Consider the following 26,068-nt stretch of genomic DNA (forward strand, 5'->3'; position numbering starts at 1 on the left):
CTCAATGGCCAGCCACTACCCAGTGTCCGTCCACACTGCGTCGGTCCACACCGGACACCCTGCCGGTGCTCCTGCCGCCGCGCATCATCCTGTCCCGGCCCGCTTCCGGCCGGACCCGCGGGCGCTCCGGCGGCGGCTGGAACTGGCAGCGGTGCTGGCCGGGACCGCCGTGCTGTACTTGTGGAACCTTGGAGCATCCGGCTGGGCCAACGCGTTCTATTCCGCCGCGGCCCAGGCCGGATCGCAGGACTGGGCGGCCTGGTTTTTCGGCTCCTCCGACGCCGCCAACGCCATCACGGTGGACAAGCCGCCGGCGTCGTTGTGGGTCATGGGGTTGTCCGTCCGGATCTTCGGCCTCAGTTCCTGGAGCATCCTGGTCCCCCAGGCGCTGATGGGCGTCGGCACCGCCTGGCTGCTCTACCTGGCCGTACGGCGGGCCGCGGCGCCTGCCACGGCCGATCCACGGCTGGCGCACCGCGCAGGACTGATCGCCGCAGCCGTCCTGGCCCTCACCCCCGTTGCCACGCTGATGTTCCGCTTCAACAACCCGGACGCCCTGCTGGTGCTGCTCATGACGGCAGCCGCCTACGCGGTCCTCCGTGCAGTCCAGGAGGACCGGTTGCGCTGGCTCCTGCTGGCCGGAGTGTTCCTGGGCTTCGGCTTCCTGGCCAAGCAGCTGCAGGTCCTGCTGGTGGTTCCGGGATTCGCCATCGCCTACGCGCTGGCAGGCCCGCACAGGCTCCCGCGGCGCCTGCTCCGGCTGGCCGCGGCGGGAGCGGCCATGGTGGCCTCCGCCGGGTGGTGGCTCCTGGCGGTGGAGCTGACGCCGGCCGGCCTGCGTCCCTACATCGGCGGATCGCAAAACAACTCCATCCTGGAGCTCACGCTGGGTTACAACGGGCTGGGCCGGCTGACGGGCGACGAGACCGGCAGTGTGGGCGGCGGCAACGGCTGGGGAGATCCCGGGCTGCTCCGGATGTTCAACAGCGAGTTCGGCGGCCAGATCGCGTGGCTGCTGCCGTCCGCCCTGATCCTTGCGGCGGGCCTGCTGTGGTTGGGCCGGCGGGCACCGCGGACGGATGCGGTCCGCACCGCCGTCATCATCTGGGGCTTGTGGGTGCTGGTGACGGGCCTGGTCTTCAGCTTCATGGCGGGCATCATCCACCCTTACTACGCCGTGGCGCTGGCGCCGGGGATCGCCGGGCTTGCGGGGCTGGGCACGGTCCTCCTGTGGCAGCACCGGCAGCAGCCACCCGCCGCACTCCTGCTGGCCGCAGCGGTGGCCGCGGCCGCCCTGATGGCCTTCCAGCTGCTTGGCACCACGTCCGCCTACGGCGCGGGGCTGCGTTGGCTGGTCCTTTCCGGAGGCTTGGCGGCCGCAGCGGGCGTGGCGTTCGGCAGGTTCCTGCGCTGGCGTGCCGTGCAGCGGACGACGGCGGCGCTCGCCATTGCGGCGTCGCTCACCGGGCCGCTGGCGTACTCCCTTTCCACGGCGTCGACAACGCACAGCGGGGCGATAGTCAGTGCCGGGCCGTCGTCGGGCTTCGGCCCTGGCGGGACGGGCCCTGGCCGGACCGGCCTTGGCGGGACCGGGACAGGCAGCACCAGGCAGCCAACAACCCAGGGAAGCACGGCCCGCCAGCAGGGCGCGTCCGGAGGAACACTTCCCGGCGGAACCGCTGCTGCCGGTGGTCGCGGAGGCGGGGCCTTGGGAGGCCTCTTGGGCGCCCCAACGCCGTCCGCGGAACTCGTGGCAGCACTCAGGAATGGCGCCTCAGGCTACACCTGGGCAGCGGCAGTGGTGGGTTCGAACAACGCTGCCGGTTACCAGTTGGCAACGGAACTGCCGGTCATGGCGGTGGGTGGGTTCAACGGCACAGATCCCGCCCCTACCTTGGCGGAGTTCCAGGATCTGGTGTCCCAGGGAAAGATCCACTACTTCATCACAGGCGGAACCATCCGGGCCAGTACCGGTTCGGACGCTGCCGCCCAGATCGCCCAGTGGGTGGCGAACAACTTCACGGCGCAGAGCATTGGCGGCACCACCGTCTACCTGTTGGCTGGGTAACGGGAACTGTAACGGTCGGCGCGCTGCGCTCATGAAATGGGGCGGCCATACCCCAATGGGACCGAGGTTACGAACGGGGAATCCGGCAAATCAACGCGCTGAGGATCGTGACTTCCGTTACCTAAATGTGACTTTCGCGTGCACTTCCTGTAGCGTCGATTGGGTGCGGCCCCCGTTCGGGCCGCATATCCCGGGTCGACGCCAAGCTCTGCCGCTTCCCCGGATTCCGATTGAGCTACGGCAGAGGCGGGGGACCCACCGTCCCGGGCATTGAATGCCCTTGGGGTTAAGCCAGTACGTGATCTTTCCGTACGGCCGGATGCCCTCATCCGAACCCGACAGCTAACTCCGCAGGTGTGAGAGGCGATCAATCATGTCCAAAAACACGGCAGAAGCACGCCTGCTGCAGGCCAAGGCTAAACACAGGGCCGCGCAGCAGGCCAAGAAGACCACCCTGGGCCAGCGCGCCGCCGTCCTTGCAGCATCGTGCGCGGTGCTGGTGGGGGTAGGCGCGGCAGGACAGGCCACCAGCAGCATGACTCCGGTGTCATCCACCGCGTCCAACCCTTCCACGTCGGCGTCCGACGCTCAAATGAGCATCGAGAAGAGCGAGATCCGCTCCAACCCGGCAGCAAGCCCCGCGCCCGCTGCCATCAGCGTGGCACCGCAGGCAGCGGAACCGGCCCCCGCAGCGGCACCGGCAGCACCCGCAGCGCCTGCCCCGGCCCCGGCGCCTGAGCCCGCCCCCGCACCTGAGCCGGCTCGCGCCGTCGCGGTTAACGATCCTGCAGGCGCCCAAGCGTACGCCGCCAGCCAGCTGGGGGCGTTTGGCTGGGGACCGGACCAGATGCAGTGCCTGCAGACGCTGTGGACCAAGGAGTCCGACTGGACCACCACGGCCACCAATTCCAGCAGCGGGGCATACGGCATCGTCCAGTCCCTGCCCGCTGAGAAGATGGCAAGCGCCGGCGCGGACTACCTCACCAACTACCGCACGCAGATCAACTGGGGCCTGGACTACATCAAGAAGAGCTACCAGTCGCCCTGTGGTGCCCTGAACTTCCACCTGGCCCACAACTGGTACTAGGCACTCCTCCCCCCGGCGGCAGCGATGCCGGGGGAACTGCACCAAAGCGGCGGGCCGCATCATCATGATGCGGCCCGCCGCTTTGGTTAACCAGCGCCCGGTCCGGCGCCCTGTCCGGTGTTCCCGCCAGCGCCCTGCCCGGCGTTCCGCCACGGGATGTACTGGACAGCCCACTTGTTTCCGTCCGGATCGGCGAAGTACACGAAGTGGCCCCAGTCCTGGACGTCCACATCGCTGACATCCACGCCGTTGCTCTTGAGCTGGTCATGCGCCGCATTGATGTCGTCGACTACCATCTGCAGGTTGGAGCCCGTGCCGGGCGGGGCGTCGACGAGTCCTTCGCCGATGCAGATGGAGCAGGCCGAGCCCGGCGGCGTCAACTGCACAAAGCGGATGGAGTCCGACGGCCGCTCGTCGTAGTCGGCGTTAAAGCCCACTTTGTTGACGTAGAAGTCCTTGGCACGGTCAACGTCGGATACGGGGACAAAGACAAGCTCGAGTTTCCAGTCCATCCGCACAGGCTAGCGGCGGGACACCCGTTGGGAAAGAGCCCGTTCAAACAGGGCAGCAGCGCTACCCGGCGATGCCGTAGAGGCGGTCGCCGGCGTCGCCCAGCCCGGGGACAATGTAGGACTTCTCGTTGAGCTTCTCGTCGATGGAGGCCAGGACGATGTGCACGTTGGCCCCTGACAGTTCCTCCTCCAGCCGCGCCAGGCCCTCGGGGGCGGCCAGCAGGCAGATGCAGGTGACATCGGAAGCGCCGCGCTTGAACAGGAACTTGATGGCTTCGCGCAGGGTTCCGCCCGTGGCCAGCATGGGGTCCAGGACGAAAACCTGGCGGCCGGTGAGGTCCTCCGGCAGGCGCTCCGCGTAGGTGATGATGTCCAGCGTCTCCTCGTCCCGGGCCATGCCCAGGAAACCCACTTCAGCGGTGGGAACCAGCTTGGTCATGCCTTCCAGCATTCCCAGGCCGGCGCGCAGGATGGGAACCACCAGCGGGGTGGGCTTGGTGAAGGCGGTGCCGACGGTGGTGCTGACGGGCGTCTCGATGGTGACGGGCTCGGTGCGGACCTCCCGAGTGGCTTCGTAGGCCAGCAGGGTCACCAGCTCTTCCGTCAGCTGGCGGAAGACCGGCGACGGCGTGTTCTTGTCCCTCAGGACAGTGAGCTTGTGGGCGACCAGGGGGTGGTCAACAACGAGAGTGCGCATCCCCCAAAACTATCACTCGGCGCTGCCCTTCCCGCGTCCGGAGTGTTCGCCGTCGTGCAGTTCCTCGGCCACCACGTCCCGGACGATGGGACGGTCGAACGACGGCGCTGCCCCTGCGTGCTCGCGCCTTCGGACCAGGTGGAACAGCCGGTGGGCCAGGATAACGATTGCCACCCAGGCCAGGCCCAGGATCCAGCCGGCCATAACGTCCGTGAGCCAGTGGTGGCCCAGGAAGACCCGGCTCAGGCCCATGGCGATGATGAAGATCGAGCCGGCGGTGATGGCGGTAACCCGGACCCGCATGGTGTGGAACTGAAGGCAGATGAGGTAGATCACCAGACTGATCACCACGGTGGTATTCAGGGTGTGTCCGCTGGGGAAGGATGGCGAATCCTCGTAAGGGGGGACGGCGTCCGCATGGTCGGGCCGGGTACGGCCCACCAGCTTCTTGCCGAACGTGGTGGCGGTGACGGACGCTGCCGCTGCACCGCCGATCAGGACCAGCGGACGCCAGTTCCGGCTCAGGAAGGTCAACCACGCGGTGAGGATGCTGGCCAGGATGGGCATCCCGATGCCGCCGCCGATGTTGGTGAAACCGGTGACAAAGGAGTCAAGGCCGGGGCTGCGGAGGCCTTCGGCAAAGGCAAGGGCAGGCTTGTCCAGGTTGGCCAGGCCAGCGGAGTCCACCACATCGTCGTAGACCTCTGCCCCAAGCAGCGCCAGGGACACGATGACCACACCGCCCACAAGGATGGTGAGGATCAACGCCGCATAGGGTTTGAACCAAATACCCAATCGGTCCCGAAGAGTGTCCATGGTGCCTCCCGGCATCGGCAAGTAACCTGACTAACCCCGAAACTATCATTGAGCCATGCCCTTGCCCGAAAAGAAACACGAGGCCTGGATGGGCCTTGCCCTGGCGGAGGCCCGCCGTGCGCTCGACACGGAGGACGTGCCCATCGGCGCCGTAGTGATAGGGCCCGACGGCGACGTTCTGGGTTCGGGACGCAACCAGCGGGAGGAGCTGGGCGACCCCACAGCCCACGCCGAGGTGGTGGCCATCAGGGAGGCGGCCGGACGGCTGCGGGAACGGGCACGGCTCGGCGGCGGCCAGGGCGACGGGTGGCGCTTGTCCGACTGCACACTGGTGGTCACCCTGGAACCCTGCGCCATGTGTGCGGGCGCGATCGTCCTGGCGAGGATTCCCCGGGTTGTGTTCGGGGCCTGGGATGAGAAGGCCGGCGCTGCGGGATCGGTATTCGATATCCTCCGCGAGCGCCGGCTGAACCACTGGGTTGAGGTGTATCCCGGGGTCCGCGGGGAAGAGTGCGCTTTACTGCTGCGCGAATTTTTCGCCGCCCACCGGAGCAGCCTCTAGCCCTGCCGCTCCCCGTGTCCGCCGGGTCCCTCCAGGAGGGCCAGCACGTCCTGCGCTGTTTCGCTCCATCCCGGCAGCCTGGTCCGCGCATCAAGCGCAGCTGAACGCCATTTTTCCCGGGTCTTTCCATCCACCAGCCAACCCCGCAGGGCATTGGCCAGGCGGCCGGGACTCTCCTGTCCGCCGTCTGGAAGGGTAAGCACTGCCCCCGGAAGGCGGGGTTCGCCGTCGGCCGTTCCCAGCCCGCCCATGCCAAGCGCCTCCACCGCCCCGGTCCCGGCACGGACCAGAACAGGAATGCCGTGGGCCAGGGATTCGGTGACGGCCATGCCGAAAGCCTCCAGCCGCGACACCAGCAGGGTCAGGTCCGTCCGCGCCCATTCGGCCTCCAGGGCTTCGCCAATGAGCTCGCCGGTGAGCTGCACCCGCCGCTGGAGCCCGTGGGCAGTAATGGCAGCCCGGACCTCCCGTGCGTAGTCCGGGTCCGCCTGCTCGGAGCCCACGAACGACGCAGTCCATTCAAGGTCCTGGATCCGGGCCAGGGCATGCACGGACAGCAGCTGGTCCTTGTTGGGCAGCAGCGCGGCGATGACCGCCACGTGCGGCGGCCTGGATCCTTGGGCCAGGGGTGCGGGGTTGACGCCGGGAAGGACAACGGTGACCCGGGAAAGCCCCCTTTCCAGGAGGAGGGATGCAGACGACGTGCTGGTGCAGATCACGCCGGTTGCCGCACGGAGGGCTCTCGCTTCGCGTTCCAGGGCTGCAGCCCCGGAGCTTTCCTCAACGGGCATATGCACCAGGACCCATGTTTCCCCGCCCGCCTTCGCGGCGTATTCGAGTTCATCCGGGGCACCTACCGCCACCAGGCCGTCCACGATGGCCACTGCGTCCCCGTGGTGTGCCTCAGGTTCCCATGCTCCGAGGAGGGTGCCCAGCCGGCGTCGTTCCTTGGCGCCGGCGTCCGGCCAGTTGCCCTCCACGGCAACCACCTCCACCTCCGCGCCCCGTTCCTGCAGGCCCGCAACCAGGCGCGCGTTGTAGACGTTGCCGCCTGAGCTGTGGCGGATATTGCCGGGAACCAGCAGCCGGATGGGACGCATTGCTACGCGGTGAGGTCCAGGGAAAAGGTGGCCCAGGCGTCAGGATTCTCGCGCAGGGTGACCTCCAGTCCTGCGAGTTCACGGCCGTCGTCGTTGTCCTTGATCTCTGCGGCCACCTTCCGGGCGATGTACTCGGCGAGGGCTTCCGTGGTGCTGAGCTTGCCCTCGAAGTCCGGGTGCTCGTCCAGGTTGCGGTAGTTCAGGCCGGCGAGCACCTCCTCGATGATGGTCCCGGCGGCGCCGATGTCCAGGACGATCGCGTCGGCATTGAGGGCGCGACGGCGGAAGGCCACCTCGGCGACGAAGGTTGCACCGTGCAGGCCCTGGGCGGGGCCGAAAGCCTCACGGGGAAGGCTGTGGGCAATCATGAAGTGGCGGCGGATGGTCAGGCTGAACATTGTTACCTCAAGTCTTTGGGGGTGTGGGTGGCTGGCTGGGCGCGGGACTGCCGGCAGGGTATTCGACGACGTGGCACAGGGCTTCCAGGCTGCCGTCCGCCAGGCTCTGGACCACGCCAGGCAGGTCCTCGAACCGGGACGATCCCGTCAGGAACGCGTCGAAGACGGGGTCCTTGAGCAGCGATACGGCCAGGTCCAGGCGGTCCGCATTGGTGCGCCTGTGGCGCCGGGAACGCGCCACCATGCCCACCTGGCTCGCCCTGATGGACAGCCGCCTGGCGTGGAAGTCCTCCCCCAGCGGCACAGTGACCTCACGGTTGGCATACCAGGACATTTCGATGATTTCGCCTTCATCGCCGGCGAGCTGCAGGCTGCGCTCCAGGCCTTCCTGCGAGGCCGAGCAGTGGAACACGATGTCGCAGTCCGCCAGGGCGTCATCGGGGTGTGCGAAGTCCACGCCCAGGGTGTCCGCGAGCTTTTTCCTGCCCGGATCGAGGTCCACCAACTGCAGGCGCTGCAACGGGAAGGTGCGCAGCAGCGTAGCCACCATGCCGCCCACCAGGCCGGCTCCGACAACGGCAATCCGGTCGCCCAGCCGAGGCCCGGCTTCCCACAGGGCGTTGACTGCGGTTTCCACCGTGCCGGTGAGGACCGCCCGCCGGGATGGAACGCTGTCGGGAACCCTGGTTAGAGAGGTCACCGGCACCACATAGAGGTCCTGATGCGGATTCAGGCAAAAGACGCGCCGGCCCTTCCACTCCTCAGGACCTTCCTCCACGACTCCCACCGAGAGGTAGCCGAATTTCACCGGCCCTGGAAACGTTCCCTCCTGGCGTGGGGCACGCATCTCTTCCGCGACACGTGGCGGCACGGCTCCGGCGTGGACCACCATTTCGGTGCCCTTGCTGATGCCGGAGTACAGGGCACGCACCAAAGCTTCGCCCGGCCCCGGCGCGGGCACTTCTTCGGCCCTGAGCTCGCCGTGTTCCTTGGCGGTGGTCCAGTAAGCGGTTGCGTGGATCGGAGTCTGTGAATTTGTCATCTTGCTGATGAATCTAACCGGACGCGCGGTGGCGGGGAAAGTCCGACGGCGGATGGCGGGGTTTGGTGCCGCGCGGCGGCGTCCGTGCCAGCCCTTCTTGAGGAGCCTTTGCTGGGGGCGGGTAGGGCGTCAGGAGGTGCAGGTGCAGGTGCAGAGGGCGGCGGGGCGTGGACCTGCCGGAACATGTGCGGACGGGCAGGGGCCCGGGCGGACGTGCCGCAACTTGCGCGGGCGGACCGGACTGAAGACGCGGCAGTGCAGCAGCTTCGGCTTAGACGCCGAGGTGTTTAAGCAGTGCCTCCTCGAGGAGGCTTCGTTCGCCGGGCAGGAACCCGGGTGGCCACTTTGGTGGTTCCCAGTCCTGGTGTTCGCTTGTGTAGTGGCGGCCGGTGGGCGAGGTCCAGCCGGGTGGTTCGTTCGTGCTGGCCGGGGTGGGTTTCCAGGCGGTGGTGTGCCGGAGCCGGTGGTGCCTCGGGCAGGGCTGTCCCAGGTTGCTGATTCCGGTGGTGCCGCCGTGGTGCCAGGCGAGGAGATGGTCGGCCTCCGTGTCCAGGGAGGTGTTGCTGCAGCCCGGGAACGGGCATTTCCCGTCCCGCATCCGCAGCCAGGCCCGCATCGCCCTGGGAACCCGGTAACTCTTCCGGCCAATCTCCAACGGCGCCCCGTCCCGCGGATCCACCAACACCCGGTAAAACGAGCCCGCCCCGTCCGCGACCAGTCGCCGCGCCATCGACGCCGGCACCGGACCATACCCGTCCAGCATCGCCGGTTCATCGGTCAGGCCCATCAGCGCGAACACCGGAACCGTAACCAGGACCTCGGCGCGGACCGATGGCAAGCGTGCCGGCCCGGCGCCGTCAGTGCCACCGGCACCGGCGCCCGGCCCCGCAGCAGCCACGACGCCGGCAGTGGCACTGGCACTGGCACTGGCACTGGCACTGGTGAGGCTGGTGCTGCCGCCCCGGGTGTTGCCGCTGCCGAGGATCGCTGCGGCGAAACTGTCGGCCCGCAGCTGGGGCATGGTCCTGTCCTCGCCCGGCCCTTGCAGGCCCCGTGCGGCAACGGTGAGCCGGTTCCACCCAGACATGGCCTGGTCCGCGGGCAGGTAGGCGCCCAGCCACGCCATCCCGTCCCGGTCCGGCCGGAACTCCACCCGCCGCTCCGCCACACCCCTGGCGTGCCGCTTCTCGATCGATTCGGCGTGGTGGCGTTCCCGCCAGGTCCGGGCCTTGACCCGGAACCGGTGCGCCGGCAGCTCCCCAACCGGGCAGCCCCGGGCGGCATCCTGTGCTTCAGGGTCCAGGAAATGCGCCTCCAACGCCGCCGCCCCCGCCGCATCAAGGCTCGCCGTTTCGTCGGCCATCACTACCGCGTGCTGCCACGACAGGGTCCCGGACTGCAACGCCTCCAAAGTCCGCGGCAAGCTGCTGGTCAGGGCGTGGGACGTGGCCAGGAACGACGCCGTCGCCCGCGGACCCAACGCCAGCACGCACCCGATCTCCGCCGCGACCGCCATCTCCTGCGCCACCACCGGCACGTCCGGCCCCGCCACAGCATGCGCAGCCTCCGCGTACGCCACCGCAGCCTTCGCCTTCACCCCCGCAACCCGCGCCTCCACCTCCCGGGCCCCGGCAAGAATCTCCAGGCAGCCATCGGCCAGACCGGCCAGCGGATCAGAACCCGCATCAGCATCCGCGAACGCCTCCAGACCCGCCCCGTCCACCTCAGCCTGAAGCACAGCAAGGGCAGCACGGATCTCCTCGAACGTCCTCACCACCGCCGCCTTCCCCATAAACCCATCATGGCAAGGGGGTCCGACAATTATGATCCTGCTCCAACGCCCATCCCCCAGGCAGCGCTGGGTTGGATGAAACCCTCAATAGGCACCCACTGTGCGTCCGTTTGGGGATGCAGGCCATGCTCCGGTACCCTATTGAGGTTGGTGACGTGTCCGAGCGGCCGAAGGTGCAACACTCGAAATGTTGTTTGGTGTAAAAGCCAACGTGGGTTCAAATCCCACCGTCACCGCCATAGGAGGTTTTACGAATCCTCCAGCATAGTGATTACGAATTCCCTCGGGGCAGCAGCCCCGGGGGTTTTCGGCTTCCAGGGGTACGGGATGCGGGCGCAGTTACTCCGGGAGATTCTCCCGCAGCGTGTAGCACTACCCAATTGGTTGGGCGGCAACACGCATACAGTCTCTTTTTTGCATGGGTATGACCTCGACATCTTCCAACGTCGAGGTAAATGGTTGCGGTGGCTTGTTAGCCGGCTTCCCGATCTTCGATGGTTCGGGTTCGGCGTTGGCGGGATTGTTTCGGTTCTGGACCGAAGTCCCAAGCTTCTCCTCCCCAAAGGTTCTGCACGCGCCGCCTGAAACTCCAGTCCCGGACAATCCGGAAGTTGAGTGAGGCTAGGGTGACAGCGAGGAGCAGCGCGGTGCGTGCTCGCGAAAAGACTTTCGTGTAGCCGCGGCGCCAACTGAGCTTGTTCGTTCGGACGTCGGCGTTGAATGACTCAACGGCGTTCCTTGAGCCGTATAGCTTGCACCAAGCTGTTGTCCCGAAGAGGGGCCACTGGGATTCGCGTGCGTGCTCGTCGGGTGTCAGTGTGAGTGTCCCTGCGCAGCCGCAGGGTTCACCTGGGATGCAGTCGGTTTCGGGGTTGTCGTAGCTCAGCCGCATTGAGTGGCCATTGTTCGGACAGCGCAGCTTGTTCGCGTTTACGGGGCCTTTGAATCTTTGATGCCCGTTTTCAGGGTTTTGAGCTCCGTGGGGGTGGTAGGCGTAGTGGCTCCGCTCGTCATAAAGCTTTGCCCTTCTTTCACTTTCCTCGGCACTGATGTTCCCTGCTGCTGGTGACGGAATGTCAACTAGCTTTTCGGGGATCGCCGTTGTGAAGAGGCCGCCGTCGATGAAGATCGTGTCGGGATGCGGGCTTGCCCCTTGACCACGTTGCATTGACGCTAGATCCATAACCTGACGGAGCTCCCGTTTCCAAAGAGGCAGTTGCCAATTCACGGCTTTCAACATTGAGTAGCCGCGGTCGGCGTAGATTGTGGTCAGCTGGTATCGATCCGCGGATGTTGTCCGCAGTATGTCCAGCGCGTCCAGGGCAGCGGTTGCTCGGCTGGAGCCGGCGGGTACCAGGTTGAAGGTTCTGAGCACGCGCGGGGAATCCACGGATCCTTTCGGGCACGCGTCTACCCCAAAGTGGGCTTCGTAACCGAGCGAGGTACATTTCATTGGGGTGGTTCCCTGTGGCAGTTTTTTTACCGAAGCGGGCGTCTGGATCTGCTGAGGTCCATGCACGCTCCCCTTTTGCTTTGGACTTGCCTTTGGCTGGCTTTGCTGTATTTGCAGGGGTGTGGGCGCTGTCTTCCTTGACGTCGGTCCACTTGGGTGTCGCATAGGCTTCAACGCCCGTTCCGTCGATGGCTACGCCCTTCGGCGCAAGCACAGATTCGGGTGTGGCTGCGCTGAGCATGAGATTGATTAAGACTTCCAGGGAGGTCAGCTGCTCAGATGGGTAGTGCCTGCCTTCCAGCAACTCCCCCGTTGTCGGGTCGGCGTAGGGCTCCTGATCCGGGGACAGCGTACGCAACTGCTTGATGAGCGATTCTTGGGATAACCATACGTTTTTCGTGGTAGCCCTCCCGACGATCCCCAGTTCATCTTTCTGCGCAAGGGTTAGCTGTTGCAGTTCCTGGGCGATGGCAGAAACATGAAAATGGCTTGGCTGGCGCAGTCTGTGGTGGTACATAGCGCCGAAAAGAACCGCCTCGTAGGGAATCTTCCTCTTTGGGCCCGGACGTGAGGCTTCGCGTTCTAAAACCTTGGCGGGGATTCTTAGCCGTCGAACCCACTGCAGTGTACTTTCGTAGACTTGGTTTGCCGTTTCCCAAGGCGGGTTGTCGAGGTAGCGGACGTCGATCGCTTCAGTCATGGAATGTGGCCGCCTGTGTGAACCACTGTTCCACGTCGCGGAACTGAATGTAGGGAACCAGATCAATGAGGGACTTCGTTCCTTGTAGTCCCGACATGTAAAGGACCTCGGCAAGGTTGCATCCGCTTCGTAGCATCCGAAGCATCCACGTCGTCCGCAGCCGGTTCGTTGTCGGTCTCGTGATTCCTGCGTAATGGGGTGCGCGAAGAACACGGTCCAAACGCTCACGCATTTCCATGCCGTCCACGGGTGCGATGAAAGGCTCCCCCGGATGCTTCTCTCCGATTGCCAGAAGCAGATCGACGTAACGCTGGTGCATGGGGACTTTGCGGGCTCGATCGCCTGGAATGTCCAGCGTGAAGACGTCGCCATTGAGGACCAGGTTCTCCTGTCCAACGCTCAGATACTCTTTTGCCTGAAGGCCGGCGCCGAGTCCCAGGCATAGCTGGGCCAGAGCAACCCGGGTCTTGAACGGCGTACTCTGTTGGGACGCCATCTGAAGGAACCGCTCAACTTCCGCCTCAGTGTACGGGGGTTGGAGCTGGCTCATAGTGAACTCTCGCCCAAGCGGCACCCACGGAGCCTTCTTAGTCACCTCGCGTCCGACTTTCGCCAGTGCCGCCCGCCGTGTAGCGCGGGAGCTGGGAACCAGGTGAGCGGTTTCTTTTTCTATGTACCGCTCGACTCTGGATGGCGTAAAGATGCGCTCGACGTCTAAGGGAGAACCAGCCTCATACGCAGAGTGCACATAGTAGGCGACCGCCTGGATGTACACCCTTACCGTCACTGGGGAAAGGTGATCCATCCTTTGCGCGACTTGGCGAACGAAGGGCCCGATTTCGTCCCAAACCTCGCTGGGTCCACTGCCGAGGCGCGGCTTGTAGTCCTCAATTACCTTGGCCGCTTCACTCACAACCGGCTCCACAGTTGGATCGAAGGCTTATGGAGCGCGCTGTCGACTGGGGGTGTCCCCCTAGCCTGAAAGCGAAATAGGTAAGCGAAAACCGCTTGTTCTGGAAGGGCTTATTGGGCGCACAGAAACCACGCGTTGCTTGCCACTCCGAAAGTGGGTAGCATTGAGAACGTCCCCGACTAGAGACGTTTACCTGAGGGCTCCCGGAAGTTGCGCGCCAACGCATCTTTGATATGGGAGCCTTCAGTCTTTTCTGTGCCGCCTTCGGGCGGCTTTTCATGTGGCGGGTCCTAATCCTTCCTTTGCCGATTTGAGTGCAGAAACACTACACACACCTTTGCAACTCGACAAAAAGTGTGTAATACTACACGAGTGAGTTGTGCCCTGTCAAATGGACACTACCATGAGTTCATGTCTTGCGGACTTAATGGACGGACCTGATGAGCACAGCAAAATACGCTCCCAAGCTCTACGCAAAAAATCCCCTGGAGTTTGGGAAAAAGCCCGATATCGCCTGGATTGCTGTTTCGTCAGCCCGCGAAAAAGACGAACTCGCCGCCTCAAAAATGCAACACGAATTCGCCTACAAGGTGCGTGCGCGAGCGGCGGAACTGGGGCTGACGCTTGCTAAGTACTCCTCCATGTCATCTCTCACCTATGACCGCAACGTGAAAATCCTCAGAGGCGAAGCTCTCATGCGCCTGGACTATCTGACAGAAGCCGAACGACTTATCGGAAACATCGTCACTGCTCAGTAGGTCGCACCGACACCCGATCCAACCTGAAGCTGATTGAAGGCAAAGGCTAACCTGCTTGTGCTGGCAGCAAATGCGGACCCGTCAAGTTCTGGTTGTACACTGCAACAGCGTGGAAATTAGTGCCCGGTTCAGCCGGGGCATCCGCATCCCATCTGCCTGGATCACGCGGGCGAGCCCTGTACGACCGGCCTACACGTACATAGGACTTTCGACTGATGGCGTTGCTCAATTCTCTGCTCGCAGCCCTCGTCAGCTGCTGTAGCGTCGTATCACCGAAAGACTCGCTTTGCTGGCAGTGCCAACGGCAGGACCGCCGGCCTGCTCTCGTTGCCAGCCCCGGTCGAGGGTTAACGCAGTCATCGGCCAGAGATTTTGGTACAGACTCAGATATAGATAGCGACGGGGACTACCTTGAACGAAGATCCGTCAACTCTCGCGGAGATCCGGGGGTCGAAAGCGAGTTCTCCGGTGACTCGGGCCTTCTTGATGCCGGCGTCGAGTTTCTCTTGCATCTGATCTATCAGCGTATCGATGCTTTCAGCTGGGATCGAACTAAGCAGCTTATTTCTTTCGAGGGCAGGACGATCGCGTTCAATTTCTGACGTTACTTTACCGAGGACTGTGAAGCGTCCATCTAGAATCCTGTCCGTATCTTCCACGGTGAAGTTTGATCGATCGCACATTGTGATGGCCGTTACAGCCTCCTGATCATCTGGCCCCAATTGGCCGAAAAACTCTTTGGTCTCATCACTCCGGAAGTCAGTTCTGACAGCTCGTGTCACAGCCTCCGCAAGCTCAGTTTGTGTCTGAACCCGAACATTGGTCTTTTCGAAATAGGCTTGGCGAGAATCGTAGTTGCCCCAGTCTTGGTCGTTGACGAACGCTTCCATCGCCGTTTGTTTGACCTGATACCTGACTATTGCCGAGACAAGTTCCGGCGTGAGCACATCAAGGAAAACAGCCATTTGGTCCGGTAAAAATTCTGCCGTGTATTCCACGAAGTCCCCGACTTTGAGCTTCGAAGCTTCCGAAAGGCTCGTGACTGTCTTCAACAACCCGAAACTTCTCAATGACTCGCGAACAACGTGAAGATAGTAGGCCTGCGTATACTCCCATACCGACGTGCGCTTCCCGGAAGTGGAATCTGTATGGGAGTTTCCGGCAGCCGCCGCAAGCCTGCTGGCTACTTCGGCGCTGGAACCGAACCAGCCCACCCGGCCCTTAACCTCCCCTGTTCCTTCCACAGACCTTGTCGAGGCACTTTGACTGGTTCCACCGTCTTCAACGGTGTCACCGGTAACCAGCGGCTGACGGAATAGCTGCTGCAAGATGCCACTGACGTGGTCAGGGTTCTGATAGATCGTCACCGTAGGGACCGCAGGCATCGACACGTCCTGCTCGGACTTCTTCGTATTGGCCATGTATCCCCCGTCGGCTACCTTGTTATGCACAGCGTACCCCGCAGGCTTTCACCACCCCTATTTTTTCAACTGACACAGGCGTTGGCCACGGCACCTTTCACAACGGACGCTGACCAGAGATGGGATTTGCTCGGCTCGAATATCTGCTAGACGTGCCTCCATCTCTGCGATCCCATCAGGTACAACCCTTCGTGATTGTGAGTCTGCATGGCCAAGCTCGTAGAAAGAATCTCCACCGGGCGACGGGAATCGATACCTTGAGCCTTGATCGGATCGTTTGACAGGCATGCTGCTGGCCCGTGCCATCCCCTCGGGGCTCCGCGGGACCCGGCCGTATGCCTAGAATCTGGAAGACTGATTGATATGGGGCACGCACATCACAAATGGCTTTTGGCAGCAGGTCGGGACATCCAGCGAGATTATGAGGAACTGTACGCGAAAGCGGCGGAGTCCGGCAGGACACAAGAAGTGGGCCATGGCAACGAAATGCTTTGGCAGAGGTTCCTTGAAAACTGGCTCCCCCCGCAGTACGAGGTAGGTACACGGAAGTACATCATCGGGCCCAATGACCCAGATGCCCAACCATTCGAAACAGACATCGTGATCTTCAACCCGGGATATCCGAAAATGTTGCGTCAGCGACATGAAGTGATGTCGGGGGGCATAGCGGCGGCTTTTTCGACGAAGCTTACTCTAAGGCCGGAGGGATTGGACGAAGCGGCAACCCAGAGTGTCCTTCTCCAACGAGTTGTGTCGCGCAACGATGGCCATGCGCGCACAGAATTATGGAAGCCATATGTGTTCGGTGTGCTTGCAACGTCGCATTCTTGGAAATTTCCTGCTTCCAGGCCTGAAGACAACATCAACGAGCGTCTTTACGCAAATGATCTTGAGCACGTCAAGCACCCGTCCGAGAGCATTGACCTAGTGTGCGTGGCCGACTTGGGAACGTGGACCAGGACCCTTTATTACCAGGAGCATCTTGGTGCAGCAGGTGAAGAGGGCACGGACGCAGCTTGGTGGAACCCTGCTTCCTGTTGGCACGGGGAAAGTATCACGACATCCCACACCCATGTGAGTTCCAGCGATGAAGTAACGCCTTTGGCGCTGTTCCTCTCTGCCCTCTACAGCTTGATGTCTTGGCGCAACCCGGATCTAGGCGACATCGCCGCTGACTTTAGAAGATCGAACAACTTTCCACGAGCTGAAGGCCTGTCGCGCATGTGGCCTGCGCACGAGGTTTTGAGTCAGGAAGCGCTCATTAAAATGAGGGAAACACCCTACGAAAATCACAATGGCCTTGACTCGAAACTTCAAGGTACGGTCTGGTCATAGGCGCAACGGCATGCTGTTCGATTTGATCGTCGCACAGGCCCAGGTGAACATTCCGCTCGCCGGCAAGGATTTATGGCTCACTATGACGTTGTGAAACCCGAGAACGACATCGGCCACGGCGTGGCCCGCCCAAGTCGCCGAGTTTCTGTAGCAAGGGTATAAGTCTGCGATGCGACTGGCGAGCGGGTTATATGCATTAAGGCTTTCCCAACGCGATATAGCGCCCTGCCCAGCTACTCCCTCGTGTCCCGGCGGGTACCGCGGTCTGTGCGTGTTGACCTCCAGGTGCAGCCAGCGCGATTGCCAGTTCCAGCTTGAATGCGGACAGCTCCTCAGTGCGTTCGGCTCTTCAAGGGTATGGCAGCGAACCACTCAAAGAGCTGGATACGAAACTACTAGAACTAACTCAAAACGGATGTCAGTCTGCGAACACCTGCAAGGACACAGGTACGCGAAGGTACTCGAAACTTACTCTAAACAGTGTGAGCCCACTTATCGATTGGCCGCCCATGAAGCTCGAGGGTCGCGTTGACTGTTTCCAGACCAGACGACTAGGCCCTCGTCCTGCAACGCTCGAAGCTGGCGAAGCGTTGTAGGACGGGATTGCTGCAGCGCGTCTGCGATCTCGCCGGTACCAAGTGCATGCTCTGATTGCTCCAAAAATTGGAGGGTGTCTAGGGACCGTTTGGGCAGCCGCGCCATCACATCGGAAGGAATGCGAGCTACCGCCCTGAGTATCAGTTCTACGGATTCGCTTCGCACTGGTGAGGTAGCCGGGCGTTGGCCTTCGGCAACCATGCCGAAAGCTGGGCGTTGAAGTCCTCCGGTGCGCCGAACGTCTGATCGGGAACATCGTCACCAACTCGCCCTCCTGTGCAAGCCCGTCGCCTTCTCCTCAGCGCCAGCAGTCAGGCCGCAAACACTAGGACCGCACTAGTGACGTCCGGTTTGCACTCGTCTCCGAGCGCCAGCCCGGACCCAGCCCTTCTCCCGGCCACAGTTCCGGGCATGGCTTCCCGACGATGCAATGCACAGCAAAGACCTCAGACGACCCTAGAGTCATGTAGTGAACGAAAATACTTACACGCCACAACGCTCTGACCAGCAGTTCAAACTGCCTGATGACAGCAAAAGCGTCTGGGTATATCTGCCGGTCGCGGCGCTCATAGCTGTCGTCTTCACCGGTGTACTGAATCATCCTGACGGTGACACCAAAGTGCAGGCCCTCACCGTTCTGGGGCTAGCCTGGATCTCCGTCATGGTCTCCTTTTGCTGGGCGTTCAGCCTGACGCGGGCGAAAACCTCGGCGGTCAACTATGTGAAAGGAACAACCACCTCTCGAAGTATGGTTTGGTTTTGGGCGATATTCGGCGGCATATCGGTAGCAGGAAGCATTTCAGATATCGGTACCGAATCTTTCATGCCGCTCTGGGAACCGACAATTTGGACATTCGCTGGTCTGGGCTCCGTCTTGCTAACAGCAGGCCCCGGCTACAAGGAGTTCCGTGAGGCAATGGCCAGCACGAACTTGGAGCAAGAGTCACCGCGGGAAGCGGCGGGAGGCGACACCCGCCCTAGCGATGAATCACAAGTTCTCAGCCTTCAACCACGACATCGGCACATGAGCGTTTTCGCCGTCGTGGTCGCAGCCGCGCTCGTCTGGAACGGGTTAAGGGCCGTGAAACACCTGTCTCAGGACTAACTGGCAGACCGCACACCGCTGGGAGACTAGCCCCGGGCCGCCAGCGCCAGCGCCTTCGTTTCCTGGTGGACTAGCAATTGCCACACCGGTTGGCCTCTTCTTTGAGTAACCCACCAGCACGCTCACTGCGAGGAACCCTTCGGGCGATTAGAATTGCCGGAAACCGCGATGGCTGGGGCATCGCCGAGCGGAGGAGGAACATCATGGTCTTCAAAGTCGGCGACAAGGTGCTCGCACATGTGGATATAAAGACGCAAGGAAAACCGCACGTAGTCCGGACCAATAGAGGCGTAGTCCTTGCAGCCTCAACTTCTGGCCTTTTCACGCCTACAACCGTCTATGAGGTCGCCTTCAATTCGACCGTTCCAGAGGCTAAAGGCTTTCCTGTCGTTATTTCTGGCGTCAGAGATCATCAGATTACGCCGCCCCCAGACTACTAAAGGGCGAGTGCAATGACCGCTCCTTTTGCCTTGCGTCGCACGTGCGAGCACGCGTCACGACTTGGGCGGCGGCTGTGCCGGCTGTATTCACCCGCAAACCGGGCCGCTCGCTCAAGTTCACCGGATCCTGACCGTACTGCGAATCCATCGGATCTGGCAGCCCAAGGCCAGTTGCATAAGATGCGTGCCCGGCGACAGCCCACAATTGCGGTGGCCGCTGGCAGCGAGTAGCCGGACCCTCAACGTAAAAGTCATGTCGGCCTGATAGCGAATGGTAAGAGACGTGGATCCGAATGTGATTCGTGCAGGGATAATTGATGACCACGAGGCGATAAGGATTGGTCTCGCTCACGCTGCAATCCGTGAATCTCCCGAACACATGCCTCCTGTGAGCATCAAGGGCGTCGCGTCAACGGTGGACGCGTTTTTGGGTGCCGGTCCCGATATCTGTGACGTAGTCGCCCTGGATCTCTCCTTAGCCGACGGTTCAAAGCCGGGAGAAAACGTTAGACGCCTCGTCGAGGCTGGCTACAAGGTGCTCATCTATACGCTCGGCGATGATGTTCGGTCCCTTCAGCTGGCACTGGCCAGCGGAGCGATGGGAGTTTCACGCAAGTCCGAACCGATGGCTGAAACGTTATCCAAGCTCAGAAGGGTGGCGGCCGGTGAGTCGATCGATAACCAGGAATTGGCGGCCGCCATCGAGACCGATTCGGGTTTCGCGGCGAACTTATCTGCACGGGAAGCCGAGTGCCTCGGCCTGTATGCCACAGGGTTCTCCCAGTACCAGGTTGCTCGGCGCATGAACGTTGCTTCAGGTACGGTCAAGAAATACATCGACAGGATAAGAGAAAAGTACGAGGAAGTGGGTCGTCCGGCTGGGACGAAAATAGAGCTATATCGTCGGGCCGTGGAAGACGGAGTCTTGCCGCCCATATTGCCTGGACGGAAGGAGTAGGGTGCCGAAAGGGCCCCCCTCCGGGGCGTCGGCAAAGGCGACGGAGAGGTTGCTGGGGAGCGGAATCAGTGCGTTCTCACTGGTTTTGCTTGTGCAGGCACTGGGTCTCGTTATCGCCCAAGTTCAGGGGACAGGTTCGTGGTGGGTTGCCATTTTCCTGTATGGGGTCCTTAGCGTTTTTGTCTGTTCAGTAATCGCCTCAATTCATGGTCGGTCGCATAGAACCACGCACGTTCTGTTGCTCGTTTTGGTATTGGTGGAGTTTACGCTTTGGCACGTTGCTGCACCGTCTGACCCCCCGCCTGAAATCGGCACTCCATGGTTATGGGCGGCCATAATGTGAGCGCCGTCTGGGTAACTTTCGTTGCAGGCACGACTACGGGATGTCTTTGCGCTCTCGCAACTGGGGCAGCATTTATCGTCCTCCGCACTACCGCTCCGGTCGAGTGGACATCGAGGGTGTGGGCAGGGGAAGACACGATCTTTGCAACCATCCTGGCACTAGTCATCTGCTCGGCCATCGGCATCCTCCGACAAGCTGCGGTCAGACTGGACGATGCCGCCGACGAGGCCATCCGGCGATACACGTTGGCCGCGTCCGCGACAGCCCTAAGTCGGGAGCGGCTACGACTTGACGGACTCCTCCACGACAGCGTGATGGCTGCGCTGCTAACTGCGGCCAATTCTGGGTCCATTGATGAGTACGACGCCAGCTCACTGTTGGCTCGGGACGCCCTCGAACGTCTTGACCTATATGGAACTGGTGCCGAGAGCAGCTCCTTCGAAACAATAACGGACTTGGTCGCGCGGATACGCTTTACTGTCGACGACGGCGACGGCGATCTTACAGTCTCGGTCACCTGCGACTCACCAGCGAATGTCACCCTTCCCCCCGCAGTGGCCAGGGCGTTGTTCGAAGCCACAACAGAGGCCGTCCGCAACACAACTCGCCACTCGGGAGCACGACACTGCTGGATAAACGTCGTGGCACTAAAGCACTCCGACCAAAGTCAAATCCGCGTTCAGATCAAGGACAACGGAAGGGGCTTCGATGAATCCTCGGTCCCGGACCGCAGGCTTGGTATCCGTGTTTCAATCCTTGGCAGGCTTCATTCCGTGGGAGGATCCGCGACGGTCAGATCCATGCCGGGCACCGGAACGGAAATTGACCTCGTGTGGGAAGGAGCCTCGACGTGATTGCTACAAGCGCAGCACGGATGTTGACCGTTCTGTGCGCACTCTTTTCAAGTGTTCATATCGTCGTAGGGCTGCTCAGCCTTGACAAGGTGAGCAGCCCTTGGCCTTCCCTTGCAGCGATGGCGCTCTACGTAACGGCTACGGTCATTGTTCTTAGGCCCGCGCCTCAAGTACTCCCCATCTGGCGGGCTGCTACAGCCGTTGGAAGCGTCATCCTCATGGCCTTATTGGTTGACAGTGTCTTACCCAAGGTCGTGTGGCCCGGCTATGCCGCCTGGCACACCGCGGCGTCGTACACCCTGTTAGTTGTGACAAATCTTCGCGGGAGGGTTTTCCTCTCGTGGGTTGGGGGCGTGTTGTCTGTTGCTATGACCGTCATCTGGTCTTCCGGAGCCGCTATTGGATGGATCGGTGGCATGTTGATGAGTATTGCGACGATCGGATGGCTGGCGGTGGCCACCGGGGTCAACCACTTCCTGCGCAACAATGACCGGCTGATCACACAATATGCAACTGACGCCCGAACCTCTGTGGACCGCTATGCCGCAGAGCAGGCCCTCGGGGTTGCCCGAACACAATGGATGGATCACATTCGAAGCGTCGCAGGCCCCGCACTAGAACAGATCTGCAGCCCTGGTCATATTCCCGACGAAGTAGCGCGCCAGGAATACACCCTTGTCGAAGCCCGGCTGCGGGATGAAGTCCGTGGTCGCAGCCTTGCCACAGACAACGTCCTGGCTGCCGCTGAAAAGGCCAGAAAACGGGGGGTGACCGTTCACCTTATCGACGACGGTAAGGAGGAGCTGTCTCCAGGTCTTGTTGCCCGGGCCTCTGAAAAGGTCATCACAGTGCTTGACCAAGCCGAGACAGGGACCGTTACTGTCCGCATCAAACCCGTGAGTGGGTCTTCCGCTGTGACTATCTTTGCCTCCTCTTCCGAGAACTCCGACGAGCCGACCTTGGTGGAAATTTTCTGATTCGAAGAGCCTGGCCCGGCCGGCGCCCAAGCATGGGCTTACGTACGCACTTCTGCGGACAATCCGCCCCCAAACGGCTTTCGGACCTTCAGTAAGCCGCCGCCCACTCGTACCATCAATCAAATCACGGGCCGGACAAACAACATCCGTAGCTGGAACGGATGATAAACAGCTCCCTCGTCCTCCCGGATCTGAGACCTCCACGGGTCTCAGAAAGCATGACAGCGGCCGCCAATACCGCCGTCGACGCACGGACTTCGGTCCGCTAATCATCCCTGGCGCCGGTGCCAAACGGCCCTTCTGAAGGAAGCAACATGAATGACAAAATCGCCCAGCCGTCATTATCCAGCAATAGCTTCGTCCCGAAATTCAAGAAGCGGATCAGGCTAGTTGCAACACTTGGGATGACTTCCGGAGCTCTAGTGGCAGGAACACTCAGCGCCTCCGCACCCGCATCCGCATCCACGTACCTGGGAGGCGTGGACATGCAACGGGCCTGCTCCGTCCAGTATCCATTGTTCGGCTTACGATCAGTCGTAGTAAACCCCAATGACGCGTACTCGTGGCGCTGCGCTCAGCTGCCTTGGTGGCCCTGGGGTTACACGTACGGCATTGATGTGAACCGTGAGTGCGTAACTCAATACGGGCCCGGAGCTTATCCAGGTCTGTGGAACCGGTACAACCCGTACACGTGGTTCTGCCAACGATAAGTACGGACTTCCCACCAGAACTGGACATCAAGCAGTACGAGGCGTGACGCGGCACTGTGGGAGCAGCTCGTGCCTTCCCCAGGCATAAGTCACCTTCCGGCTCTCGAAATCTTTGCCGCTTGGACCGCGCGAGGAATTCGAGACGTTCCCGTAGCGATCACTTATCGCTACGTGGCAGGTCGCCGCGGACGCATAGCCCCTAATTCCAACGAGCCTCACTTTTAGTTTTTCCGAAGAAGGAGATTTTTCGAAATGAGTACCGACTGCTCCACCCGCAAAAATACGTCAATTCGCCGAACGGCTGCACTAGTAGCGTTGGCGTCCGCGGCATTACTGACACCTGTCGTAACTGCCGCTCCTGCCCTCGCCTGGCCGGGGAGCGCTACCGTGACAGTGACCGGCAAATCCGGCTGCTGGGAACAGGGACCACAGCAGGCGACGGTGTACGGCGAGCTCAACACACAGGGACACACATCGGTCCAGTACGGCATGCCAGCCCGATATAGCGTTACTTTCACTAATGTCCCCAGCGGCGGAGGGTGGGCCTGGTTCACCGTCCATTGCAGCGTTGGCGGCGATCACAACGCATGGGTCCGGGTGTACCGACCACTCTTGGGCAGTACACTTACTGTCAACCTCTGACGTCGCGGCCCCGACAGCTCGAACTGGTAGCCGCAGCGGGAAGAGACTACCCACAGGTGAGGCTGTGACGAAGGCTGGACCGCCACCACGCACTCAGTAGCAGCATCACCACCAAAGCGTAGTCTCTAATCCCTCTCTGACACGGGGAGTGGGGTGCAATCAGTACCGAAAGCCCCCACTCCCCTACTATCGACCTACAGGCTGGGTTCCAGACAGCCGATGAAGTTGTTCGCCGCAGTACCGGTCTGGCAATCAGGACCACCGCCTCCCAACAAGGCCCTTTAGGTTCCTTTAGGATTTTTAGGTTTGGGACGGCCTGTTGTGGGCCCCGAAATGGGGACAGGAGCCCACGCTACTCTTTTGACATGGCCATCAAAACATTTACGGCACCTGCAGCCGCCACGCTGATCCGGCGGGAGTTACAGCGGGGAGACGTCGATTTCGCCATACGAACGATGTTGGCAACACTTCAACAGTTCCGGATTGCCTCGGAAGCTGAGCGACGCGAATTCTTAGAACCTCCCGGATCGACAGGGTCGATGCGCTGGGACACCCTGTTCGCTGCACTTGTGGGCATGGAATGCGACGGGCTCACCATCCGCCGCCCCCTCTGGACGCGACCCGACCCGCTACCCGAGGAATGGGTCGTCACAGCGTCCAAAAACCCCACGGCAGCATGGGTGGCCCGTACAAAGGATGGCACGCCCGCCGAGCTCGCACGCCTCAATATCTGGATTCACGTCCGTGACTTGGTCACTGTCTAAGACCAAACGTTGCCCGGGCGGTGAGCATTCATTAGCGAACGAGCGCGAGCCCCGGAACTTCAACGCCGCGAATCCAACTCGACCTCGCGTAGCACTCCTGATCCGAAAGGCTACAAATGTAGTCTGCGATTGCCCGGTAATGATCGGGCGTGAGGTTCGCCGGCAGCCGCTGCCCAGCTTTTCCTGCCGATTCCAGGTAGTCGGCCAGTGGCTGCGGTAATTCAGCAAACAAGGGCTTCGACTCCACCCAGTCACACAAGCCGTTGAAAAGCTCTGTTAACACGGACCGCTGAGCTCTCTGAATGAGACCAATTTTGGGTGTGTCGACGACATAGCGCCTTGTGATCGTCTTGAGGCACTGCATGAGATGCCATGCCTGACTTTCAAGGTAGACGCTTGGCCCGCCGGTCCAAGGCGGTTCGGCAGTAACACGAATAGAGTCGAAGAACGATGCGATCTGCACGGACATCTTGGTTTGCAGCTTGTTCGCCTGCAGACGGCCACCCCGGTAACGACCCTTAAATCCGCCAGTTTCCAGCAGCAGTCTTGTCGCTTCCAGCTTCTCTACGTAAAGGCTCTTATCAAAGAACTGCGGGTAGCCACTCTGAAGCTTCAAGGCAGCAGCAACAAAAGGGTTCCGGCTGGACGGCCCTACGTCGCTAAGTGAAGTTTGAGGCAGGTCAGCCGTGGCCTGCTCCAAATCCCTAACCACTTCGTCGAAATCTATAGCGTCTTCCTGATAGAAGTCCTCAAGGTCGTGGATTGCGTACGTGATGTCGTCAGCGAGGTCCATGATGGACCCCTCCAACGACTGCCTGGCGCCGCGAACATCCGAAGCGGTGCAACCCATGACCCGGTTGAACTGGTCCATGTCCGACCGGTACGCACCAAACTTCGGAGGAACGGACGCGGCCTTTTCGGCATCGGCCCCGTCGAGCAACTTGTCGTCGGGGCACACGAACGGATACTTCAGGATCGCTGCCAGCGTCACAGCGGTGAGGTTAAGTCCGGACTTGGGTGCATCGAGTCGGCGGGTGTCGAGGCGCGTCACAATTCGGAACGATTGAGCGTTACCTTCAAAGCCGTCTTCAACCCCCCGGCTCCTCAGCAGTTCGTTGAGTACAACTTCGCCGACGTGACCAAACGGCGGGTGTCCAAGGTCGTGGGCAAGACCTGCAGTCTCTGTGGCTGATACGTCCAGCCCTCCGAATCCGGCAACTACTCGCCCAATGTCGTCATCGGCCAGGGCTTTTCGCGTGATGTGCTCTGCGATCTCGCGGGAGACCAGTGCCACCTTTTGCGAGTGGGATTCACGTGAGTGGAGCCTGGGGGTGTCGAGGTTAGGCGAAACCACTTGGGTGACGCCCGAGAGCCGGCGCAGGAACGACGAGTAGCTTATGCGGCCGCGGTCCTTCTCCGTTTCCGTGCGCATATCGTGCTCGCTGGATCTGCTGTTCAGGAGCCTGCTGTATCGAGCTGTCTTCTTTTCGGTTACTACAAGCGAGCCGTCGGCCAGCCTATCCAAACGAGGCCGCACGCGGCTCCCCCCAATCGTCGTGGACTAAGCGTCCTAAGCAGTTACTGCGACACCGCGGTGATGTAAACGCCGCTGTTCGGGACGGACAACGCGTGAGTTGATTCCCCGTAGACCACTCCGTAGTCGACCTCGTCCACTGTGGTCTTCAGTTGCTGGGCCGCTTGAATACGAGAATCCTTCAGCAGCATCCTTCCACCTTGAGCTTTGACGATGCCGGAGATGACATCTGAAATGTGCTTCATGCGTGCCACTTGCTCGTCAACGGTGAGGTCTTCCAGCCTATCGGTCATTGCACTCCTCAACAATTTAGGGGCATACGGCCCCGTGAACCTTCCGTGCTGCAAGCTCCGAAGGTTCTGCCTATCCGGTGGCTACTACGTGACCATCATAGATCCCCGAACGTGTAACGCGGGACGCGGAGCGCCGTTTCGTTCAGGGAACGAATATCGTGTTTATGGCAGCAGGGAACGGGCCCTGATACATGAGG

23 protein-coding genes, 1 tRNA gene and 1 riboswitch are annotated in these 26,068 nt (G+C 61.6%); of the genes, 11 read left to right on the top strand and 13 right to left on the bottom strand.

The features are described 5' to 3' along the window. Positions 1-4 precede the first annotated feature (4 nt). Both AC6JAM_RS05280 and AC6JAM_RS05285 read left to right on the top strand, forming a co-directional pair. Positions 5-2,068, top strand: coding sequence for an ArnT family glycosyltransferase (locus tag AC6JAM_RS05280; protein ID WP_497934214.1), 2,064 nt, complete (start codon positions 5-7; stop codon positions 2,066-2,068). Positions 2,069-2,275: 207 nt separating this feature from the next. Next, positions 2,276-2,436, top strand: a riboswitch (cyclic di-AMP (ydaO/yuaA leader). Between the two features lie 5 nt (positions 2,437-2,441). Next, on the top strand, positions 2,442-3,155 hold the full coding sequence (locus AC6JAM_RS05285) for an aggregation-promoting factor C-terminal-like domain-containing protein (protein ID WP_018771239.1): 714 nt from the start codon (positions 2,442-2,444) through the stop codon (positions 3,153-3,155). Between the two features lie 86 nt (positions 3,156-3,241). Here the strand turns inward: AC6JAM_RS05285 and AC6JAM_RS05290 are convergent, their stop codons facing one another. From AC6JAM_RS05290 to AC6JAM_RS05300, 3 genes are all read right to left on the bottom strand, one after another. Beyond that, positions 3,242-3,667 carry a VOC family protein gene (locus tag AC6JAM_RS05290; protein ID WP_223993820.1) on the bottom strand — a complete coding sequence of 142 codons (426 nt, stop codon included), beginning with the start codon at positions 3,665-3,667 and terminating at the stop codon, positions 3,242-3,244. Positions 3,668-3,728: 61 nt separating this feature from the next. Then, positions 3,729-4,364 carry a uracil phosphoribosyltransferase gene (upp, locus tag AC6JAM_RS05295; protein WP_018771241.1) on the bottom strand — a complete coding sequence of 212 codons (636 nt, stop codon included), beginning with the start codon at positions 4,362-4,364 and terminating at the stop codon, positions 3,729-3,731. 12 nt (positions 4,365-4,376) lie between these two features. Next, on the bottom strand, positions 4,377-5,180 hold the full coding sequence (locus AC6JAM_RS05300; protein WP_043425400.1) for a phosphatase PAP2 family protein: 804 nt from the start codon (positions 5,178-5,180) through the stop codon (positions 4,377-4,379). A gap of 55 nt (positions 5,181-5,235) precedes the next feature. Here AC6JAM_RS05300 and tadA point away from each other — a divergent pair, with 55 nt between their 5' ends. Next, positions 5,236-5,742, top strand: a complete 507-nt coding sequence (tadA, locus tag AC6JAM_RS05305) for a tRNA adenosine(34) deaminase TadA (RefSeq protein ID WP_134165856.1) — start codon at positions 5,236-5,238, stop codon at positions 5,740-5,742. On the opposite strand, the gene AC6JAM_RS05310 is transcribed toward tadA, so the two are convergent. The 4 genes from AC6JAM_RS05310 to AC6JAM_RS05325 all read right to left on the bottom strand — a co-directional run bounded on the left by AC6JAM_RS05310 (position 5,739) and on the right by AC6JAM_RS05325 (position 10,074). Continuing rightward, complete coding sequence (locus tag AC6JAM_RS05310) at positions 5,739-6,842, bottom strand: glycosyltransferase family 4 protein (RefSeq protein ID WP_018771244.1); 1,104 nt, start codon at positions 6,840-6,842, stop codon at positions 5,739-5,741. The two genes, tadA and AC6JAM_RS05310, sit on opposite strands and share 4 nt — an antisense overlap. 2 nt (positions 6,843-6,844) lie before the next feature. Beyond that, complete coding sequence (locus AC6JAM_RS05315) at positions 6,845-7,240, bottom strand: 6-pyruvoyl trahydropterin synthase family protein (RefSeq protein ID WP_018771245.1); 396 nt, start codon at positions 7,238-7,240, stop codon at positions 6,845-6,847. Positions 7,241-7,247: 7 nt separating this feature from the next. Further along, the gene (locus AC6JAM_RS05320) at positions 7,248-8,282 is read right to left on the bottom strand and encodes a zinc-dependent alcohol dehydrogenase (RefSeq protein WP_497934216.1); all 1,035 of its coding nucleotides are present in this window, start codon (positions 8,280-8,282) and stop codon (positions 7,248-7,250) included. 271 nt (positions 8,283-8,553) lie between these two features. Beyond that, complete coding sequence (locus tag AC6JAM_RS05325) at positions 8,554-10,074, bottom strand: HNH endonuclease signature motif containing protein (protein ID WP_497934217.1); 1,521 nt, start codon at positions 10,072-10,074, stop codon at positions 8,554-8,556. Positions 10,075-10,223: 149 nt separating this feature from the next. On the opposite strand from AC6JAM_RS05325, the gene AC6JAM_RS05330 reads away from it, so the two are divergent. Next, a tRNA-Ser gene (locus AC6JAM_RS05330) sits at positions 10,224-10,313 on the top strand. Between the two features lie 233 nt (positions 10,314-10,546). On the opposite strand, the gene AC6JAM_RS05335 is transcribed toward AC6JAM_RS05330, so the two are convergent. Both AC6JAM_RS05335 and AC6JAM_RS05340 read right to left on the bottom strand, forming a co-directional pair. Continuing rightward, positions 10,547-11,464 carry a hypothetical protein gene (locus AC6JAM_RS05335; protein ID WP_497934218.1) on the bottom strand — a complete coding sequence of 306 codons (918 nt, stop codon included), beginning with the start codon at positions 11,462-11,464 and terminating at the stop codon, positions 10,547-10,549. A gap of 755 nt (positions 11,465-12,219) precedes the next feature. Continuing rightward, positions 12,220-13,140 (bottom strand): tyrosine-type recombinase/integrase, encoded by a 921-nt coding sequence (locus AC6JAM_RS05340; protein ID WP_497934219.1) that lies wholly within the window; start codon positions 13,138-13,140, stop codon positions 12,220-12,222. Between the two features lie 440 nt (positions 13,141-13,580). On the opposite strand from AC6JAM_RS05340, the gene AC6JAM_RS05345 reads away from it, so the two are divergent. Further along, complete coding sequence (locus AC6JAM_RS05345; protein WP_497934220.1) at positions 13,581-13,898, top strand: hypothetical protein; 318 nt, start codon at positions 13,581-13,583, stop codon at positions 13,896-13,898. A 383-nt stretch (positions 13,899-14,281) separates the two neighbouring features. On the opposite strand, the gene AC6JAM_RS05350 is transcribed toward AC6JAM_RS05345, so the two are convergent. Further along, the gene (locus AC6JAM_RS05350; RefSeq protein ID WP_497934221.1) at positions 14,282-15,319 is read right to left on the bottom strand and encodes a DUF6414 family protein; all 1,038 of its coding nucleotides are present in this window, start codon (positions 15,317-15,319) and stop codon (positions 14,282-14,284) included. Between the two features lie 363 nt (positions 15,320-15,682). Here AC6JAM_RS05350 and AC6JAM_RS05355 point away from each other — a divergent pair, with 363 nt between their 5' ends. Next, positions 15,683-16,654: a DUF6602 domain-containing protein gene (locus AC6JAM_RS05355; protein WP_497934222.1), complete on the top strand. Its 972-nt coding sequence runs from the start codon at positions 15,683-15,685 to the stop codon at positions 16,652-16,654. 492 nt (positions 16,655-17,146) lie between these two features. On the opposite strand, the gene AC6JAM_RS05360 is transcribed toward AC6JAM_RS05355, so the two are convergent. Next, on the bottom strand, positions 17,147-17,452 hold the full coding sequence (locus AC6JAM_RS05360) for a helix-turn-helix domain-containing protein (protein WP_497934223.1): 306 nt from the start codon (positions 17,450-17,452) through the stop codon (positions 17,147-17,149). Positions 17,453-17,720: 268 nt separating this feature from the next. Between AC6JAM_RS05360 and AC6JAM_RS05365 the strand changes: the two genes are divergently transcribed. The 5 genes from AC6JAM_RS05365 (at position 17,721) to AC6JAM_RS05385 (ending at position 24,044) form a co-directional block, all read left to right on the top strand. Then, complete coding sequence (locus tag AC6JAM_RS05365) at positions 17,721-18,356, top strand: hypothetical protein (RefSeq protein ID WP_497934224.1); 636 nt, start codon at positions 17,721-17,723, stop codon at positions 18,354-18,356. Between the two features lie 723 nt (positions 18,357-19,079). After that, positions 19,080-19,754: a helix-turn-helix transcriptional regulator gene (locus AC6JAM_RS05370; protein ID WP_497934226.1), complete on the top strand. Its 675-nt coding sequence runs from the start codon at positions 19,080-19,082 to the stop codon at positions 19,752-19,754. 459 nt (positions 19,755-20,213) lie between these two features. Further along, positions 20,214-20,951: a sensor histidine kinase gene (locus AC6JAM_RS05375; protein ID WP_497934227.1), complete on the top strand. Its 738-nt coding sequence runs from the start codon at positions 20,214-20,216 to the stop codon at positions 20,949-20,951. Next, positions 20,948-21,928, top strand: a complete 981-nt coding sequence (locus tag AC6JAM_RS05380; RefSeq protein WP_497934229.1) for a DUF8320 family protein — start codon at positions 20,948-20,950, stop codon at positions 21,926-21,928. The genes AC6JAM_RS05375 and AC6JAM_RS05380 overlap by 4 nt, the downstream gene beginning before the upstream one ends. Positions 21,929-23,645: 1,717 nt before the next feature. Further along, positions 23,646-24,044: a hypothetical protein gene (locus AC6JAM_RS05385; protein ID WP_497934230.1), complete on the top strand. Its 399-nt coding sequence runs from the start codon at positions 23,646-23,648 to the stop codon at positions 24,042-24,044. A 31-nt stretch (positions 24,045-24,075) separates the two neighbouring features. Here AC6JAM_RS05385 and AC6JAM_RS05390 read toward each other — a convergent pair whose 3' ends face one another. Together AC6JAM_RS05390 and AC6JAM_RS05395 are read right to left on the bottom strand one after the other, a co-directional pair. Beyond that, positions 24,076-25,476 carry a deoxyguanosinetriphosphate triphosphohydrolase family protein gene (locus tag AC6JAM_RS05390; RefSeq protein ID WP_497934231.1) on the bottom strand — a complete coding sequence of 467 codons (1,401 nt, stop codon included), beginning with the start codon at positions 25,474-25,476 and terminating at the stop codon, positions 24,076-24,078. Positions 25,477-25,622: 146 nt separating this feature from the next. Beyond that, positions 25,623-25,871, bottom strand: a complete 249-nt coding sequence (locus AC6JAM_RS05395) for a hypothetical protein (protein ID WP_497934232.1) — start codon at positions 25,869-25,871, stop codon at positions 25,623-25,625. Positions 25,872-26,068 lie beyond the last annotated feature (197 nt).

This window comes from Arthrobacter sp. GmRoot5-12 (assembly GCF_059739365.1).

Bases quoted from the DNA above. Each gene is read 5' to 3' on its own strand.
- AC6JAM_RS05355 (WP_497934222.1), top strand. From the start codon at position 15,683: ATGGGGCACGCACATCACAAATGGCTTTTGGCAGCAGGTCGGGACATC.
- AC6JAM_RS05290 (WP_223993820.1), bottom strand. From the start codon at position 3,667: ATGGACTGGAAACTCGAGCTTGTCTTTGTCCCCGTATCCGACGTTGAC.
- upp (WP_018771241.1), bottom strand. From the start codon at position 4,364: ATGCGCACTCTCGTTGTTGACCACCCCCTGGTCGCCCACAAGCTCACT.
- AC6JAM_RS05390 (WP_497934231.1), bottom strand. From the start codon at position 25,476: ATGCGCACGGAAACGGAGAAGGACCGCGGCCGCATAAGCTACTCGTCG.
- AC6JAM_RS05345 (WP_497934220.1), top strand. From the start codon at position 13,581: ATGAGCACAGCAAAATACGCTCCCAAGCTCTACGCAAAAAATCCCCTG.
- AC6JAM_RS05395 (WP_497934232.1), bottom strand. From the start codon at position 25,871: ATGACCGATAGGCTGGAAGACCTCACCGTTGACGAGCAAGTGGCACGC.
- AC6JAM_RS05315 (WP_018771245.1), bottom strand. From the start codon at position 7,240: ATGTTCAGCCTGACCATCCGCCGCCACTTCATGATTGCCCACAGCCTT.
- AC6JAM_RS05325 (WP_497934217.1), bottom strand. From the start codon at position 10,074: ATGGGGAAGGCGGCGGTGGTGAGGACGTTCGAGGAGATCCGTGCTGCC.
- tadA (WP_134165856.1), top strand. From the start codon at position 5,236: ATGCCCTTGCCCGAAAAGAAACACGAGGCCTGGATGGGCCTTGCCCTG.
- AC6JAM_RS05300 (WP_043425400.1), bottom strand. From the start codon at position 5,180: ATGGACACTCTTCGGGACCGATTGGGTATTTGGTTCAAACCCTATGCG.
- AC6JAM_RS05360 (WP_497934223.1), bottom strand. From the start codon at position 17,452: ATGGTTGCCGAAGGCCAACGCCCGGCTACCTCACCAGTGCGAAGCGAA.
- AC6JAM_RS05385 (WP_497934230.1), top strand. From the start codon at position 23,646: ATGGCCATCAAAACATTTACGGCACCTGCAGCCGCCACGCTGATCCGG.
- AC6JAM_RS05320 (WP_497934216.1), bottom strand. From the start codon at position 8,282: ATGACAAATTCACAGACTCCGATCCACGCAACCGCTTACTGGACCACC.
- AC6JAM_RS05285 (WP_018771239.1), top strand. From the start codon at position 2,442: ATGTCCAAAAACACGGCAGAAGCACGCCTGCTGCAGGCCAAGGCTAAA.
- AC6JAM_RS05350 (WP_497934221.1), bottom strand. From the start codon at position 15,319: ATGGCCAATACGAAGAAGTCCGAGCAGGACGTGTCGATGCCTGCGGTC.
- AC6JAM_RS05310 (WP_018771244.1), bottom strand. From the start codon at position 6,842: ATGCGTCCCATCCGGCTGCTGGTTCCCGGCAATATCCGCCACAGCTCA.
- AC6JAM_RS05280 (WP_497934214.1), top strand. From the start codon at position 5: ATGGCCAGCCACTACCCAGTGTCCGTCCACACTGCGTCGGTCCACACC.